Origin of the sequence: Phocicoccus schoeneichii (assembly GCF_014635565.1) — a bacterium.
In the GTDB taxonomy this organism is placed as follows: Bacteria; Bacillota; Bacilli; order Staphylococcales; family Salinicoccaceae; genus Phocicoccus; species Phocicoccus schoeneichii.
In genome coordinates this window covers 55,167-71,184 of record NZ_BMDB01000004.1, presented here as the reverse complement: position 1 = coordinate 71,184, position 16,018 = coordinate 55,167, and the positions used below count along the sequence as shown (strand labels likewise).

Here is a 16,018-nt window from a genome sequence, read left to right as displayed (position 1 = left end):
AATGGCGATACAATTTACTCGATTTAGTGAAACGATACGTGTGAAAGAAGATAAAAGAGTCGTAAATGTAACTTTGAAATTGTTCGTTACAGACTGTACGGGGACGATTTATTATACAGATATACAACTTCAAGAAGGCGATAAGCTAACGGGATATGTCTTAAACACAGAAACCTCACTTGAAAAATATAGAGAAGAAAGCGGGGTTCTCCCAGTTCGTTTCTATAATGGAGTGGTTAGAAGTAAAGAAACGATTGTCATATTTAATCTGGGAACAACATCTGCAGGACTGGATTGTCATATCACACCCCTTCAATCAATGAAAGCAGGAAGTATTAAACTTTCGCAAGGATATGGATCCCACCATATGAAATTTAAAGCTGTAGCAAATCCAGATGACACATTTTCATTATTGGCTTCAAGTAGACAAGCGTTGCGAAATCAAAGCAAAACAGAAAAAGAAGGGTTTTATCAATATACCGCAGCATCTGATAGTAAGCACATTGTAGAACTCGAAGAAGGAAAAGCAGCACGAGTTTTATTTGAATTCCAGGAAATGCAAGAAGGAAGTGGCAAGCAATGAGTCAATATCTAGAAGGCAAAAAGACAATGGTGTGGAGTTTCATGGGAAACGCAAGAATGTATGAGGCTTTAAACAAATACGGGGATAGGCTTGATACGGTAGGTATATTTACATTTGAGGTAGATATTACAGGTACTATTAAAGAAACAGGGACAAGTATATCGAGCATGATGCCGTATATTAATAAATGGCCTCATATAAAGTGGCTGCTAACAATCATGAATCATGGAACGGCATCTATATTTACAGCAATCAGAAATAACACAAATGGTGCAAAGGATAAGTTTTTATCTGAAATCGTTCGAATCATGAATAAGTATCCATGGTGTGATGGTGTTGATATTGATTTGGAACGTGGTGGTGGTTATGAAAATAAAGATGCTGCAAACCTTTTATTTAAAGATATTTATCAAACTGTCAAACAACATGACTCATCAAAACTAGTCAATATCTGCTTACCTGGAATGACAGGGGTTCAAGGTTCTGTTGGTGGAGAAAACTGGTGTGTTTATGAAGACTTAGATCCTTATTGTGATACGGCTGCGATTATGAGTTATGGGATGGCTTGGGCGGGTTCCGCTCCTGGTCCTGTTTCCCCGCGAGATTGGTTGGAAGGTATTTATAATTATGCAACAAGCGTCATGTCTCCAAAGAAGATATTCTTAGGTCTTCCAGGTTACGGTTGGAACTGGCGAATTGATGATACTCCTCAGAATTTAAATAGGGTTTATCGTGGTACGTCCAACACCTATTATGCTGCACAACTTTGGATGACAGGTGGTTATAACTTTACAAATGATGCACCACCGCAACCGATGATTCCTATCATTGCTTATTGGGATGATTACGATAAAGTCCCATGGGCATTGCCACATGTCTATGATTACATGGAAGGTCCAGATGCAGTTACGAGAACCAATCCATTAATTGCAGAAGATTATAACCGAAGAAGCTTTTTAACAGCGTATAGTAAACAACAAAAGACAGAGTTTGGAAGTGTGTTTATTGATCGTCTAGGAAGTAATTATGATAGTCATGCGGGAATTGTATCTGATTCTTCTCAGATGGTTACTCTCGGTGAAAACGGTGAAACGACATATAATTTCACTTTGCAATCTAGTGGAACTTATGACATTGCAGTAAGGATTGGTTTTCCTTTTTGGGATAAAAATACGATTAAAATATCAATTGATAATGATGAAACAACCTTTAAGGAAAGTAGGCTATGGTGGCCTTATTGGAGAACAACTTGTTGGTTAACGTTAAAGAAGAATATATCCTTAACAGCAGGTGCACATACCATCAAAGTTAAAGCAGGAATACCTGGTGTACAGTTTTATGGTTTTAGAGTTTGCTCAGACTTTCAACAATCATCTAGCGCGGGTGAAGCGGAGTTCTTACTTGCACCTAGAAAGTTTAAAGGGGTAAATGGTCAAATGGTGGAACCTGATCGGGCATTTAAATTAACAACAGAAGTATTAAGAAGGAAACCAGATTCCGCACTTATTTGGTATGAAGACTTCAGGGATGAAAATCCGCTACCTAGCAATTATTGGACAACCTTAAGTGGTGAATGGGAAGTATGGAAAAAAGATGATTTTAACAATCCACGTCCTTATGCACAGCTTGATGGAAAAGGTGAATTGACATGGAGATATTCAGATTTTAAAGATATACACATTAGAGCAAGAATTGGATTCCCACAAAACGGAAGTGGGAGAGCAGGAGTTTTTTGTGGAGATTTGTTTTGCTGTTTAAATTATACATCTCAACGTCTAGAGTTGTATAAAAGTAATTCATTACTGGGTAGTTATAATGTTCAAATTGAACGAACATCAAACGCTAATTTACGAACTGCTCCTAATCTGTACACGATTGAAATGCGAATTCGTAATAATTCTGTCAGGGTGTATTCCGGGGCAGCAAACACATTCAGATTTAAAGTGGATATAAATGATTTCAGTGGAGGCTATGCAGGAATTCGTTCAGATAACCGCATGATATCTGACTTACTTCGTTTAGGAGATGCATGGACATACGAACCATATGAAAGTGTAGATATAACTTTTCCAAATGGAAACACAGTAGAATTCGGAAGGATACCAAGAATAGGTGTTACTTGGAATAACGAGTTTCAGGTCTTTAAAGTAAATAATGATGTGGAGGAGATAAGCACAAGAAGTGATGATATATCAATGGACTATGATTTCTTCCACTCACAAGAATTACCACTAATTGCGGGAAATGATTATACCGTCAAAATAAAACCAAAGGACATTAACCTTTGGATATCACGTTTATTTTTAGGAGATGCGGATGGTTTTTCAATTCTTTATTATCAAGATGTTGATAGCTTGGTTTATTGGGCAAATGAGGCAGCTTACAGGTGGAAATTACGAGGCATTGCCATTTGGTCATTAGGGCAGGAGGATATGCGAGTTTGGGAAGCATTACCAAAACAAATATAAACATTTAAGGGTGTCTATAAAATGTGGACATCCTTTTTATATAGATGTTTTTAAAATTAAAGGGGGAAACTTTTCTATGAAGGATATATGGAACTGGATACAAATCATCGTTACAGCGCTAGGTGGATTTATTGGTTGGTTTTTAGGAGGGTTAGATGGCTTTTTGTATGCATTGATCATATTGGTTGTTACTGATTATATCACTGGAGTTATGTGTGCAATTGTCGATAAGGAACTATCTAGTGAAATTGGTTACCGGGGGATATTTAAAAAGGTATTAATTTTTATATTGGTAGGTGTCGGACATATGATTGACACTCACTTGATAGGGGATGGCAGCGTTCTAAGAACAGCAGTCATCTTTTTTTATTGCTCGAATGAAGGTATTTCTATGTTGGAAAATGCTTCACAATTAGGTTTACCAATACCTGAGAAGTTGAAAAATGTACTTGCTCAGTTAAACAATAAGGGAGGAAATGAAGAATGAAATTAAAACAATTATTTTTAACGAAGAATGAATGTTACAAGGCAGGAAGGAAAATTACACCAAAAGGAATCATGGTCCATAGCACAGGGGCAAACAATCCCAATTTAAAACGTTACGTTGGCCCAGATGATGGTTTGTTAGGAAAGAATCAATACAACAATCACTGGAACCAGCCACGTCCAGATGGAAGACAAGTATGTGTTCATGCTTTTATCGGAAAGTTAAAAGATGGATCAATTGCAACTTACCAAACTTTACCTTGGAATCATCGCGGATGGCATGCGGGCGGTGATGCGAATAATACACATATTGGTTTTGAAATTTGTGAAGATGGTTTAACTGATAAGACTTACTTTAATAAGGTTTATAAAGAAGCGGTTGAACTTTGTGCTTATCTTTGTAAACAATACAAACTGACGGAGAAAAACATCATCGGTCATTATGAAGGCTATCAGAAGAAAATTGCTAGTAATCATGGTGACCCACGTCATTGGTTTTCAAAACATGGAAAATCAATGGATACGTTTCGGGCAGATGTGAAGAAGGAATTATCGAAAGGTGCGTCAACCTCAAAGCCATCAACTGGTGGAAAGAAACTATATCGGGTTCAGGTTGGTGCGTATAGTGTTAAAAAGAATGCAGATAAGCAACTAGAAAAAGCAAAGAAAGCTGGCTTTAAAGATGCGTTTGTGAAGTATGAATAAATAAAAACAACCGAGGAGTAGTTAAACTCTTCGGTTGTAACTTAAATGACTATTTGTTCTTCCACAATCGCGCCCTTTAATGGAACAAAAAGATTTTAATCTACTTTCATTATATCTAGAACTTCAATTACATATCAACTATTAATCAACATATTACAGAAACAAGGGTTCGAATCCTATCTTTTTATCGCATATAGGTAGAAGACTATTTAGGAGGAAAACCATATGCGAATGACACAACTCTCATCTGAGCATCAAACACCAAATCATAAACCATCAAAACCAACTGAAGAACAACTTCAAAATGAACTTCATTTTCATCTTGCTGAAAAAATGCTCATGAAACTACGCGAAAAAGAACTCATTTCTCAGGAAGAATTCGATCAAATAAGTAAATTAAATCGTCAAAAATTCAATCCATTATTAGGTCCTTTAATGTGCGATAAACCTTGATATAACAGTGTTCTAACGCTAATATGTCACGTACAAGAAAGGAGGGTGAGTGGATGAGAAAGATAACAACACTTGATATGACAACATTTTCAGTAGTAAAACCGAAACAAAAGGTCGCTGCCTATATACGGGTATCGACATCAAACGAGGAACAGCTGATTAGCTTAGAAGCGCAAAGACGACACTACAAAACTTTAATTGAAAATAATGATGAATGGCAGCTAGTTGATATTTATAGTGATGAAGGTATTACAGGAACGAAAAAGGATAGACGGCCAGAATTGCTTCGCTTAATATCTGATTGTGAAAAAGGAAAGATTGACCTCATTTTAACAAAATCTATTAGTCGATTTGCGAGAAACACAATTGACTGCTTGGAACTGGTTAGAAAGTTGATGGACTTAGGTGTGCACATATTTTTTGAAAAAGAAAACATCAATACGAATTCGATGGAAAGTGAACTCATGCTTTCAATCTTAAGTAGCCTTGCTGAGAATGAGTCCGTATCTTTATCAGAGAACAGTAAATGGTCGATTAGACAACGATTCAAACGTGGGACCTATAAATTATCGTATCCACCATACGGTTATGATTATATCGATGAACAAGTAATTGTAAATGAAGAACAAGCACAAGTGGTCAAGCGGATATTCAATAGTGTGCTTAAAGGAGTGGGAACAGAACGAATTGTCAGGCAGTTAAACGAAGAAGGGGTTCCAACAAAGCGAAATGGCAATTGGACGGGAAGCACGATTCGCGGAATAGTTAAGAACGAAAAATACACTGGAGATGTGCTACTTCAAAAGACTTTTACGGATGAGCATTTTAACCGAAAAGTAAATCAAGGTGAACTGGATCAATACTTAATTGAAAATCATCATGAAGCGATTATCACACATGCTGATTTTGAAGCGGCCAATCAGATGATTGAATACCAAGCAAGTCAGAAGAATGTAGCAGTAGGAAGCAGAAAATATTTAAATCGCTATCCATTTTCAGGAAAGATTGAATGCGCAGAGTGTGGCGATACCTTTAAAAGAAGAATTCACACTTCAACCCATAAAAAATATATCGCCTGGTGCTGTTCAACACATATCAAATACAGAGACGAATGTTCGATGCTTTTTATAAGGGAAGAACGTATTCATCAAGCATTTATTACGATGATGAATAAACTAAAGTTTGGTTATAGTTATGTATTAATCCCACTATCCAAACAACTAGAAACGTCAAATCAAGATGAAAACTATCAAATGATTTCTGAAATAGAAACACAACTCGAAGTTACAAAAGATGAACTGAATACATTAATTCAATTAATGACAAAAGGCTTTTTAGAACCTGCTATTTTCAATCAACAGAAAATTGAATTGTCCCAAAAGAATATGAAGCTAAAAGAAGAAAGAGAGCAGTTACTGTATTTAATCAATGACAGTTCAAATCAGCTAAGTGAAGTAAAGCGGCTCATTAAATACTTTAAACAAGGAATATTTATAGATGCATTTGATGAAGAATCTTTTCAAGACATTGTAAAAAAGATAATCGTATATTCACCAAATGAGATAGGATTTCATTTGAATTGTGGCACTACACTTAGAGAAAGGATTGATCGCTAATGGCACATACACCTTTTGGATATGCAATAGTAAACGGAAAAATTGAAGTTCACGCCAAAGAAGCTGAGCAATTAAAGCTTTTAATCGCATCATACTTATCGGGCCAATCTTTAGCTAATGCAGCAAGGGAATCTGGTATTAATCGGTCACATGGCGGAATTACTAGAATATTAACAGATGAAAGGTATCTGGGAAATGAAATATTTCCTAGCTTAATTTCAAAAGAGCAATTTGAAAAATTGAAAGAAGAAAGGTTTAAACGAGCGAAGAAGCTAGGTCGATTAAATAGAACAAAAGAGAAAGAATCATTTACACCACCATTCGCATTTACAATCGGAAAAGTGGAGGATAAATACGACAATCCCATTAAACAAGCAGAATATGTATATAGCTTAATAAAAGAAGAGGTGACTTAAAATGACCTTAGCAAGAAGCGTAACCGTTATCCCAGCGAGAAGAAGAACAAGAAATATTGATGCAGAGGAAAAGAAAAAATTAAAAGTGGCAGCTTATTGTCGGGTATCAACGGATAGCGAAGAACAAGCAACTAGTTATGAAGTTCAAGTGGAACACTACACTACCTATATTCAGAACAATCCTGAATGGGAACTTGCAGGAATCTATGCAGACGATGGCATATCTGGAACAAACACAAAAAAGCGTGAGCAGTTTAATAAAATGATTGAAGATAGCATGAATGGAAAAATCGACATGATTATTACAAAATCCATCAGTCGATTTGCGAGAAACACGCTGGACTGTTTAAAATACATCAGGCAATTAAAAGATAAAGAAATACCTGTGATTTTTTGAAAAAGAAAACATCAATACAATGGATGCAAAAGGTGAAATTATGCTCACCATCATGGCATCCCTAGCACAACAAGAAAGTCAGTCACTTAGCCAAAACGTAAAACTAGGAATACAATACCGATACCAGCAAGGTGAGGTGCAAGTGAACCATAATCGCTTTCTAGGCTATACAAAAGATGAACATAACAGATTAGTCATCAATCCAGAACAAGCAAAAATCGTTAAACGAATTTACCGAGAATATTTAGAAGGGGCCAGTTTGGTTCAAATTGCACGTGGACTTGAAGCGGATGAAATACTTACCGCAGCTAAACGATCTAAGTGGCGGCCAGAGTCGATTAAAAAGATTCTCCAAAACGAAAAGTATATCGGGGATGCATTACTTCAAAAGACATATACTGTAGATTTCTTAACCAAGAAGCGAGTTGTAAATAACGGACATGTCCCTCAATATTATGTTGAAAATAACCACGAACTAATCATTCCAAGAGAGATTTACCTACAAGTTCAAGAAGAAATGATGCGAAGGGCAAATATTCGAAACGGAAAAACTGGAAAGAAACGAGTGTATAGCAGCAAGTATGCCTTGTCGAGCATTGTCTTTTGCAAAGAATGTGAAGATGTTTTCCGAAGGGTACATTGGAATAACCGAGGATACAGATCTATCGTGTGGCGATGCGTTAGCAGGCTAGAAAGAAAAACACATCTTTGCAATGCAGAAACAATCAGAGAAGATGAACTACACCAAGTCATAGTACAAGCCATTAATGAAGTCTTGGGCAACAAAGATAATTACTTAGAAATATTAATAGAAAATATTGAAACAGTTTTGAATGAAAATGCGGATAAACCAACAACTGATATTGACGAAAAGTTAGAAGAACTTCAAATGGAACTGCTGAGGCTCGCAAATTCAAAAGAAGACTACGATGATGTAGCGGAAGAAATATACCGATTGCGGGAACTGAAGCAAGAAGTCATGTTGAAAAATGCAGCGCGAGAAGGACTTAGACAGCGGATTGAAGAAATGACAAAATTTTTAAAAGAGCAACCACAGCAACTTGAAGCGTATGACGACTTATTAGTAAGGAGATTGATTGAAAAAATAATGATACATGAAAGACAATTAACAATTGAATTTAAGTCAGGAATTGAAATTATCAAAGAAGTATAATCTGAATACCCAACGAGCCCATGTCGGAAAAGGCATGGGCTTTTATTTATATTAAATTGACCGAAGATTCATGCCCATATACAATAATGTAAAGGGGAGTGATATCAGATGACGGATGCGAAGAAAGCGTATGATCAAATATCTGAATTTATTAGCAATGATAATGAGAAATCACTTTTGTTACGTGGTATAGCTGATACTGAAAAGCATCAGGTGTTATTAAAGGCTCTTAACAAACATGGTAATTTGAAAGGTATAATACTCCTTATCCATACAGCGAGAGATGGAATGAAAAACTTTTTCAGGTGGGCAGAGCTATTTAAAGTAAAAGTGCCAAAAAAATACGGAGAGGCTATGAAATTATCTAATCTAACACTTTACTTTGATAATCTCACTACTAAAAGTTATAGTGGAAAATATGATAATTATGAGTTTGATTTTATGATTATATGGCCAATTCAAAGTGTTACTAAAAATGAAGATGAAATCCAAATGATTAAAGAACTGACAAAGCGTCAGAAAACTAAAAAAATAATTTATTTAACTATTAAAGAGCCTTGGTACAATCCAGATGCCTTCGCAGAATTTGCTGATAGGGTTGTTCAGTTAGATTGTGAGGATGATAATCCCAAAGAATATAAAAGGATACTAGATGTCTATAAGGATGATATGGATAGGCATAGAAGAATGTAAGTTCTTTGTGCGATATTTTTTTAAGGTCTGACAGGGGAAAAAGTATATAAGGGTGAGTTGTTAAAGATATGGATAAGATGATACAGAGAATTTGGCAATATTCTAATTACTACGGTGACATGTTAGCAACAGCAGTCCGATTACATAATGAGGGAGAAGATTATGCAGCTACATTAGTTTTGTACAATGCAACGGAGCTTATTTGCAAGTCCGTAAGAGAAAATTATAACCAAAATTTTTCGCAGGATTTATCCCACTTACAAAAGAATGGTTTGTTGTCTGAAGATGATTATGAATTCCTTTCAAACAATGAATTCGGTGTGAGAGGTATTAGAAATAAAATGATGCACAGAGATGCCTATCAATTCTGTTTAGAAGATTCTGAGGGAATTGTTCTTCCGTTTGCAGATGATGGAACTTGGGAGATTATTTTTGATAATTATGGACCTAGGATAATTAAAATATTATACAGTATTATAAATGAAAGTTAAAATTGCTGTAGATAAGGTGGAGGAGTTTTGTTTTTATCAAAATATAAATTAAAAGGTAGTGAACAATGCCCATGTGGTAGCAATAAAAGTTTTCAAGAATGCTGTAAGGGAAAAGAGTCATTGATAATAAAACCTTCTAAAAAACCAGCTGAAGTTCTGATAATGGAAAAAATGAGATCTTCGATGAAGAAGAGTTGTATGCATCCGGATAAAGAAAAATGCAAAGGTAGAATCAAAGAGGCTCATGCACTACAGAATAACAAAATTATTTCTTTATTAGCAGGTTCAGAACGTCATGTATACATGTTAAACACAAAAAAGCAACCTCTCCTTATCCCTTTAGATAATGGTGAAGTAGTACCTATAGTGGAGATGAGTAAAGTCAGCGCAAATGACGCAACTACGGAAACTTGTTTCTGTGATTATCATGATAATGTAGCATTTTCTGTTATAGAAAAAGGGGCTCCTGATCTTGATGAAACAAGTGAAAAAATGAAATTTGTTTATGCATATAAAGCTTTTATTTTTGAATATTACAAGCAAATGATGGCATTTGATATATTTCAAAATAATTTTAAAGAAAATTCGACTGCTTTTCAATCTCCAGAAATGATTGGAATGTACAGAATGTTTCAGCTTAAGAAAAAGGAATTTGAACCTGTGAAGCAGCATTATGATAGGCAATTAATGAGCAATACTTTCGAAGGTATTACAACTTGTGTAATAAGGGTTCCAGAACAAATAAAGTTTGCTGGCTATGCGTACATTGCTCCTGACTACGATTTAAATGGTAAAAGAATTAAACATACAATAAAAGGAATTATGCATAGAATTGCAATTACTACTTTTCCAGAGAAGACGCAATCGTGGCTGCTGTTAAGTTGTCTTGAATCAGAGAAGTATATTTATGACAAATTGTTTGATCAGCTTGAAACAGCTTCCATAGATAAACTTAAGTTTTATATAAATATGGTTTTACCTTTGTATTCTGAGAATATGGTACTTAACCCTTCATTATGGAAAGCGTGGGATGAAGAAACACAGATGGCTTACACATATTATGCAAATATCCATGGTCCAGAAGCATTGCGAATTGGAATGGGTATCGGATTTGGATTAAAGAATGCTGCAAGAGACAAATCTGGTAAGGCTTATGAGCAAGCACCAAAAATCAATTTATTTTTGTGATTTAGTCGATATGTTTCCTGTCTGCAATAGTGTAAATATTTATCCTACTATGAAACAGACTCGACTATATTGTGCACAGATTGTCGGATAGAAAAACGCACCCTTTGATAATGTTGATGATGAAAGGAGGTTGTTCAATGGATTCTTTAAGAAGTATGAATAATGCATTGGCATATATTGAAGAGCACTTAACAGAGGAAATTGACTATAGTGAAGTATCTAAAATTGCTTACTGTTCAGAGTATCATTTTAAGCGGATGTTTTCTTTTTTAGCAGGCATAAGTTTATCAGAATATATTCGGAGAAGAAGACTGTCGTTGGCTGCAATTGATTTGAAAGATAAGGATTTGAGAATAATTGATGTAGCCGTCAAATATGGCTATAATTCGGCTGATTCATTTTCCCGTGCTTTTCATTCCCTGCATGGTATTCTCCCTTCTGAGGCAAGGAGTGAGAATACACAATTAAAAGCCTATCCACGAATGACCTTTCAATTATCAATTAAAGGAGGATGCGAAATGAACTATCGTATTGTTGAGAAAGGACCTTTTAAGTTAGTAGGATTTAAGAAGAGAGTCCCAATTATTTTTGAAGGTGTCAATCCAGAGATTGCACAAATGACCGAACTTTTAACACCGGAGGTTATTAAACAATTAAAAGCAATCTCAAATGTAGAACCAATGGGTATTATTAGTGCTTCCACTAATTTTTCAGAAGAAAGAATGGAAGAAAAGGGCGAGTTGGATCATTACATCGGGGTAGTAACTTCAGGTGATGAAACAGCAGAATTTGATGTATTAAAAATTGATGCTTGTACCTGGGCAGTATTTGAATCGATTGGACCATTCCCAAAGACACTTCAAAATGTATGGGGTAGAATATACTCAGAGTGGTTTCCGTCTTCAAGTTATGAGTTAGTTGAAGGTCCAGAAATTTTGTGGAACGAGAGTCCAGACACTGGAAATCCAAAGTATCGAAGCGAAATCTGGATTCCGGTAAAGAAAAAAGACTATTAATTACACCGATTTTTATGATTGAGGGCACTCCTAGCAAGAGTGCCCTTTTCGTAAACGGTACGATTGGTGGATATGTTCCCACGAACGTACAAATAAGTCGATATGTTCCCGCATACGACCATTTTGCTGAAAATCGCAAATACATCAATTCTATCAACTCGTCCCATGTGGAGTGTGTATCGTTGCTACAAAGAGAAACTATATAGAAATCCTTAATTTTAAACACTTTCACAAGCATTTCGTGTTTGTAGGAGAAGGTGAAAAAACGAGAAATAAAGTACTGAAAAACCACATTACCGTTTCAGTGGTAATTGATCTGGGGTGTGGGAACACACTAGAATAAAAACATTGTAAGGCGTTCAAATAAAATGAACGTCTTTTTTTTACGCCTAAAAACGGAGAATAGAAGGTGGAGTATGACAAAACTAACTTTAGGAAGTTTATTTGATGGTATTGGTGTATTTCCATTAGCTGCTTCTCGTTACGGGATTCAACCAGTATGGGCAAGTGAAATTGAAAAGGCTCCCATTTCTATTACGAAACGACATTTTCCTAACATACATCATTTGGGAGATATTACAAAAGTAAATGGTGGAGAAATACCACCTGTTCATATCATTACATTTGGTTCCCCTTGTCAGAACTTATCCAATATTGGTAAACGAGAAGGTCTTACAGGAAGTCAATCTAGTTTATTTTATCATGCAATACGAATTATTGAAGAAATGAGGTGTGCAACGAATGGAACATATCCAGTTATCGCTGTTTGGGAAAACGTCATGGGAGCTTTTTCATCAAATAACAGGCTGGATTTTAAGACCGTGCTTGAATCGTTCACAAATACCGAAATTCCAATGCCTAATTCTCAAGTCTGGGCGAACGCTGGAATGGTCCGAGGGAATGATGTTGATATCGCCTGGCGATTGTTGGATGCCCGATATTGGGGAAAGCCCACACTCGCTCAAAGAAGAAGACGTATCTTCCTCGTGGCAGATTTTGGAGGATCACGTGCCACAGAAATATTATTTAAAGCCCGCGATTTGCAATCGGTTTTTACGTCTTGCGGAGAGAGCAGGCTGTCCTCCACCATTGCCAGTAGAATATCTACTCGAAAAGCAAGGGGGAAAATACCCATCATCCGTCCCTTTCAAGAACGACGTATGCGAAGTACAGCCAAAGAAAAAAATGAAAAAGGATTTCATAGAAGTTTCGGAAAAACAGGAGATCCTTTCCCCACTTTACTTGCGGGATCCGTAAATTATTTTACATTTTGGTACGAAGGAGAAGAGAAAGAAGGATTTATTCGCCAACTTACTCCATTAGAATGTGAACGTTTGATGGGATTACCAGAAGGATGGACAACCCTTGGAAATAAAAATGAAGCTATAAGTGATTATGCTAGATATAAAGCAATTGGAAATGCGATTGCTGTACCATGTGCCGAATACATTATGGCTGGTATTGCAGAAGTTTTATAAATAGAACTAAACTACCGTGTGACAAAGTCATTCTGTCATGCTTTTTTAATGCCTAAAATAAGGTGGTGTGTAATTTATATGGAAGAAAATGAAGCAAAAGTGATGGATTGGATTGACGATCATTTTATTTTAAGTGAGATAGAGATTGAAGACTTTCCGTTTTTTCCTCACGGGAAATTGGTGCGTGATAAAAATGAAGAAACAATGATTGTCTTTTGGTGTGTGATTTATGGACGTGTAGATTATCGTTTGCAAGAAGCATGAAAAATGATTTACTAATGACCATTTTCTGCAATTCTCCCATCTTTATGATACTGATCTTGTAGGATAAATAAAATATTAGATTTTATTACTTTTGAAGTAGGAACTTTTTGAATATTTAGTTCTCTATATGGACTTGTTAGATTTTTCCTATAGAATAGTAGATAATCAATATATTAGAAATAAAAATAGAGGGGGAGTAAATTGATAGAAAAAGTTAAGATTAAGGAAGTTGCTTCCTATGATTCTGCAGGAATTGATATTAATTTAGGGAAAATTAATTATATTTATGGAAGTAATGGTACAGGTAAGACTACTATCTCTGAACTACTTCGAGATAGCGATAATCAGAAGTTTTCTTCCTGTAACATTAAATGGATACCAGGTAGTCCCAACTATAATATATTTGTTTATAATAGACATTTTGTCGATGAAAACTTCGATATTCGTAATGACATAAAGGGAATTTTTACTTTAGGCAAAGAGTCTACTGATATTTTGACTTCAATAGATCGGAAAAAGAAAGAAGCAGATAAACACGGAGAGAAAATTGGGAATTTAGAAATAAATATAAAGAAGAAAGAAGAAAAAATAGAAAGCTTACAAACAATTTTTTTAGATTATTGTTGGGATTTAAAACAAAAATATGATGGAGTCTTTGAGAACGCATTTACTGGTCTTCGTAGTAATAAAAAGAGATTCATGGAAAAATGTTTGGATGAGGCAATAAATAACAACAATGAATTATATGCATATGAAGGGTTAGTAGAAAGAGTAGATTCCGTCTTTAAAAACACTCGTGAAAGAATCGAGTTAATTCCAGAGATATATTATGATAATTCGATAGAGGATCAAGCAATATTTCAAACAAAAATAATAGGTAAAAAGGATATTGATATTGCTAGACTAATATCTGAGTTAAATATCAGTGACTGGGTGCAACAAGGAAAAAGACATTTAGAAGAAACTGATGATATATGTCCATTTTGTCAACAAGAATTACCTGTTGGATTTGAAGAAAAGTTAAATGAATACTTTGATGAAACATACACCGAACAAATACAAAATTTAAACCTTGCTATAGAAAAATATAAAAAAGAAACAGTTGGCTTTATTGAAAAATATAATTTTCTTGGAACTGAAGAAGTACGTTTTATTGATAATGAAAAAATAGCCTCCTTATTTGAAGTTATAACCTCTACTTATAAGGAAAATATTCAGTTGTTAGAAAAAAAGAAAAATGAACCAAGTAGAGAAATTAAGTTAAATTCAATAACAAGTTACTTTGAACAAATAAAATCAGAAGTTAAGGAAACAAATCTTCAAATAGCAGAGTTTAATAAAATAACTGATAATATAAAAGAGGAAAGTGGTAGGCTAAAAAAAGATATCTGGAGATTTATTGTAGAGGAGAACAAGAATAATTATAAAAATTATACTAATGACTTTAAAAGAGAGAACAATGCAATAGAGGGAATGAAAAGAAGTTTGGAAGAACAAACGGGTTATAAAAAGGCACTAGAGGCAGAGGCAATTGAACTTCAAAATCAACTTACAAGTGTCTTACCTTCTATAAATGAAATTAATATGCTTCTTAAGTCTTTCGGTTTTACAAACTTCCTACTGGCTGAGTCTGATGAAAAAGGAAATTACAAAATTGTAAGGGATAATGGTGAAGATGCAAATGAAACGTTAAGTGAAGGAGAGAAAACTTTTATTACCTTCTTGTATTTTTATCAACTTATTAATGGTAGCAATGATCAGGATAAAGTTAATACATCAAGAATCGTTGTGATTGACGATCCTATTTCCAGTCTTGACAGCAACATATTATTTATAGTAAGCAACTTAATAAACAATCTAAAGCAAAAGATTAGAGACAATGATTCAAACTTCAAACAATTGATAATTCTGACGCATAATGTTTATTTTCATAAGGAAATCTCATTTAATAAATCTCATGGTAATAAAAAGTTACGTGATGAGACTTTTTGGATTATAAGGAAAAACAATAATGTATCCCACATATGTGAATATGAAGAAAATCCTATTAAAAATTCATATGAGTTGCTTTGGAAAGAATTAAAAGAAAATCCGAACTCAATTACTATCCCAAACATAATGAGAAGAATATTGGAGAATTATTACAAATTCTTCGGTAATATTGATGTTAATGAAATTATTGAAAAATTTCCGGATGAAGATAAGGTAGTTTGTAATTCTTTGCTTTTTTGGGCTAATGACGGATCTCATTATGTAAATGACGATTTATATGTGGACAATAATCAAGAGTTGAATAAAACTTTCTTCAACGTATTTAAGAGGATATTCATAAATTCTAGGCATGAAGCTCACTTTAATATGATGATGGGATTCACCGAGTGTGAAATTGCGGAAAAACAACCTGCCAAGAATGAGTTTCAAGAGGCATTGGTGCAAGTTGCGGCTAGTCAGGAATAATGGGATTTGAGGTTCTAGTAAACTGCTCTTAGAGAACATGATACAAATGTTAACGTAACATAGAGAATTAAACATTGAGAAATGAAAACTAAGTGCAATGCCATGCTCAATACCATCTATACTCTCTTAAAAG

Annotated in this window: 16 protein-coding genes; all 16 read left to right on the top strand. The window is 34.8% G+C overall.

Annotation, left to right across the window (positions count from 1 at the left end):
- The first annotated feature begins 1 nt into the window (after position 1).
- The 16 genes from IEU51_RS08265 (at position 2) to IEU51_RS08195 (ending at position 15,885) form a co-directional block, all read left to right on the top strand.
- The gene (locus IEU51_RS08265; protein ID WP_186088525.1) at positions 2 to 583 is read left to right on the top strand and encodes a hypothetical protein; all 582 of its coding nucleotides are present in this window, start codon (positions 2 to 4) and stop codon (positions 581 to 583) included.
- Entirely contained in the window at positions 580 to 3,051 is a 2,472-nt protein-coding gene (locus tag IEU51_RS08260) for a glycosyl hydrolase family 18 protein (RefSeq protein ID WP_186088526.1), read from the top strand. Before IEU51_RS08265 ends, IEU51_RS08260 begins: the two co-directional genes overlap by 4 nt.
- A 76-nt stretch (positions 3,052 to 3,127) precedes the next feature.
- Entirely contained in the window at positions 3,128 to 3,538 is a 411-nt protein-coding gene (locus IEU51_RS08255; RefSeq protein WP_186088527.1) for a phage holin family protein, read from the top strand.
- Entirely contained in the window at positions 3,535 to 4,242 is a 708-nt protein-coding gene (locus IEU51_RS08250) for an N-acetylmuramoyl-L-alanine amidase (protein ID WP_186088528.1), read from the top strand. Before IEU51_RS08255 ends, IEU51_RS08250 begins: the two co-directional genes overlap by 4 nt.
- A gap of 225 nt (positions 4,243 to 4,467) precedes the next feature.
- Positions 4,468 to 4,695, top strand: coding sequence for an SHOCT domain-containing protein (locus IEU51_RS08245; RefSeq protein WP_186088529.1), 228 nt, complete (start codon positions 4,468 to 4,470; stop codon positions 4,693 to 4,695).
- A gap of 53 nt (positions 4,696 to 4,748) precedes the next feature.
- Positions 4,749 to 6,311, top strand: a complete 1,563-nt coding sequence (locus IEU51_RS08240) for a recombinase family protein (protein ID WP_186088530.1) — start codon at positions 4,749 to 4,751, stop codon at positions 6,309 to 6,311.
- Entirely contained in the window at positions 6,311 to 6,727 is a 417-nt protein-coding gene (locus IEU51_RS08235; protein ID WP_186088531.1) for a recombinase, read from the top strand. The genes IEU51_RS08240 and IEU51_RS08235 overlap by 1 nt, the downstream gene beginning before the upstream one ends.
- 1 nt (position 6,728) lies before the next feature.
- Positions 6,729 to 7,124, top strand: a complete 396-nt coding sequence (locus tag IEU51_RS09465; protein WP_456299542.1) for a recombinase family protein — start codon at positions 6,729 to 6,731, stop codon at positions 7,122 to 7,124.
- Between the two features lie 19 nt (positions 7,125 to 7,143).
- Positions 7,144 to 8,298, top strand: coding sequence for a recombinase family protein (locus tag IEU51_RS08230; protein ID WP_456299541.1), 1,155 nt, complete (start codon positions 7,144 to 7,146; stop codon positions 8,296 to 8,298).
- A 108-nt stretch (positions 8,299 to 8,406) separates the two neighbouring features.
- Positions 8,407 to 8,991 carry a hypothetical protein gene (locus tag IEU51_RS08225; RefSeq protein ID WP_186088532.1) on the top strand — a complete coding sequence of 195 codons (585 nt, stop codon included), beginning with the start codon at positions 8,407 to 8,409 and terminating at the stop codon, positions 8,989 to 8,991.
- A gap of 68 nt (positions 8,992 to 9,059) precedes the next feature.
- Complete coding sequence (locus IEU51_RS08220; protein WP_186088533.1) at positions 9,060 to 9,482, top strand: hypothetical protein; 423 nt, start codon at positions 9,060 to 9,062, stop codon at positions 9,480 to 9,482.
- A 27-nt stretch (positions 9,483 to 9,509) separates the two neighbouring features.
- Positions 9,510 to 10,670 (top strand): YchJ family protein, encoded by a 1,161-nt coding sequence (locus IEU51_RS08215; protein WP_186088534.1) that lies wholly within the window; start codon positions 9,510 to 9,512, stop codon positions 10,668 to 10,670.
- Positions 10,671 to 10,807: 137 nt separating this feature from the next.
- Positions 10,808 to 11,686, top strand: coding sequence for an AraC family transcriptional regulator (locus IEU51_RS08210; protein ID WP_186088535.1), 879 nt, complete (start codon positions 10,808 to 10,810; stop codon positions 11,684 to 11,686).
- 416 nt (positions 11,687 to 12,102) lie between these two features.
- A complete protein-coding gene (locus IEU51_RS08205) occupies positions 12,103 to 13,164 on the top strand; it encodes a DNA cytosine methyltransferase (RefSeq protein WP_186088536.1) in 1,062 nt (353 codons plus the stop codon).
- 78 nt (positions 13,165 to 13,242) lie between these two features.
- Positions 13,243 to 13,428 (top strand): hypothetical protein, encoded by a 186-nt coding sequence (locus tag IEU51_RS08200; RefSeq protein WP_186088537.1) that lies wholly within the window; start codon positions 13,243 to 13,245, stop codon positions 13,426 to 13,428.
- Positions 13,429 to 13,629: 201 nt separating this feature from the next.
- Positions 13,630 to 15,885, top strand: a complete 2,256-nt coding sequence (locus tag IEU51_RS08195; protein WP_186088538.1) for an ATP-binding protein — start codon at positions 13,630 to 13,632, stop codon at positions 15,883 to 15,885.
- Positions 15,886 to 16,018: the final 133 nt, after the last annotated feature.

What these genes read in the sequence shown, in the direction of transcription:
- IEU51_RS08265 (WP_186088525.1), top strand. Translation starts at nt 2, where the DNA reads ATGGCGATACAATTTACTCGATTTAGTGAAACGATACGTGTGAAAGAA.
- IEU51_RS08260 (WP_186088526.1), top strand. Translation starts at nt 580, where the DNA reads ATGAGTCAATATCTAGAAGGCAAAAAGACAATGGTGTGGAGTTTCATG.
- IEU51_RS08255 (WP_186088527.1), top strand. Translation starts at nt 3,128, where the DNA reads ATGAAGGATATATGGAACTGGATACAAATCATCGTTACAGCGCTAGGT.
- IEU51_RS08250 (WP_186088528.1), top strand. Translation starts at nt 3,535, where the DNA reads ATGAAATTAAAACAATTATTTTTAACGAAGAATGAATGTTACAAGGCA.
- IEU51_RS08245 (WP_186088529.1), top strand. Translation starts at nt 4,468, where the DNA reads ATGCGAATGACACAACTCTCATCTGAGCATCAAACACCAAATCATAAA.
- IEU51_RS08240 (WP_186088530.1), top strand. Translation starts at nt 4,749, where the DNA reads ATGAGAAAGATAACAACACTTGATATGACAACATTTTCAGTAGTAAAA.
- IEU51_RS08235 (WP_186088531.1), top strand. Translation starts at nt 6,311, where the DNA reads ATGGCACATACACCTTTTGGATATGCAATAGTAAACGGAAAAATTGAA.
- IEU51_RS09465 (WP_456299542.1), top strand. Translation starts at nt 6,729, where the DNA reads ATGACCTTAGCAAGAAGCGTAACCGTTATCCCAGCGAGAAGAAGAACA.
- IEU51_RS08230 (WP_456299541.1), top strand. Translation starts at nt 7,144, where the DNA reads ATGGATGCAAAAGGTGAAATTATGCTCACCATCATGGCATCCCTAGCA.
- IEU51_RS08225 (WP_186088532.1), top strand. Translation starts at nt 8,407, where the DNA reads ATGACGGATGCGAAGAAAGCGTATGATCAAATATCTGAATTTATTAGC.
- IEU51_RS08220 (WP_186088533.1), top strand. Translation starts at nt 9,060, where the DNA reads ATGGATAAGATGATACAGAGAATTTGGCAATATTCTAATTACTACGGT.
- IEU51_RS08210 (WP_186088535.1), top strand. Translation starts at nt 10,808, where the DNA reads ATGGATTCTTTAAGAAGTATGAATAATGCATTGGCATATATTGAAGAG.
- IEU51_RS08205 (WP_186088536.1), top strand. Translation starts at nt 12,103, where the DNA reads ATGACAAAACTAACTTTAGGAAGTTTATTTGATGGTATTGGTGTATTT.
- IEU51_RS08200 (WP_186088537.1), top strand. Translation starts at nt 13,243, where the DNA reads ATGGAAGAAAATGAAGCAAAAGTGATGGATTGGATTGACGATCATTTT.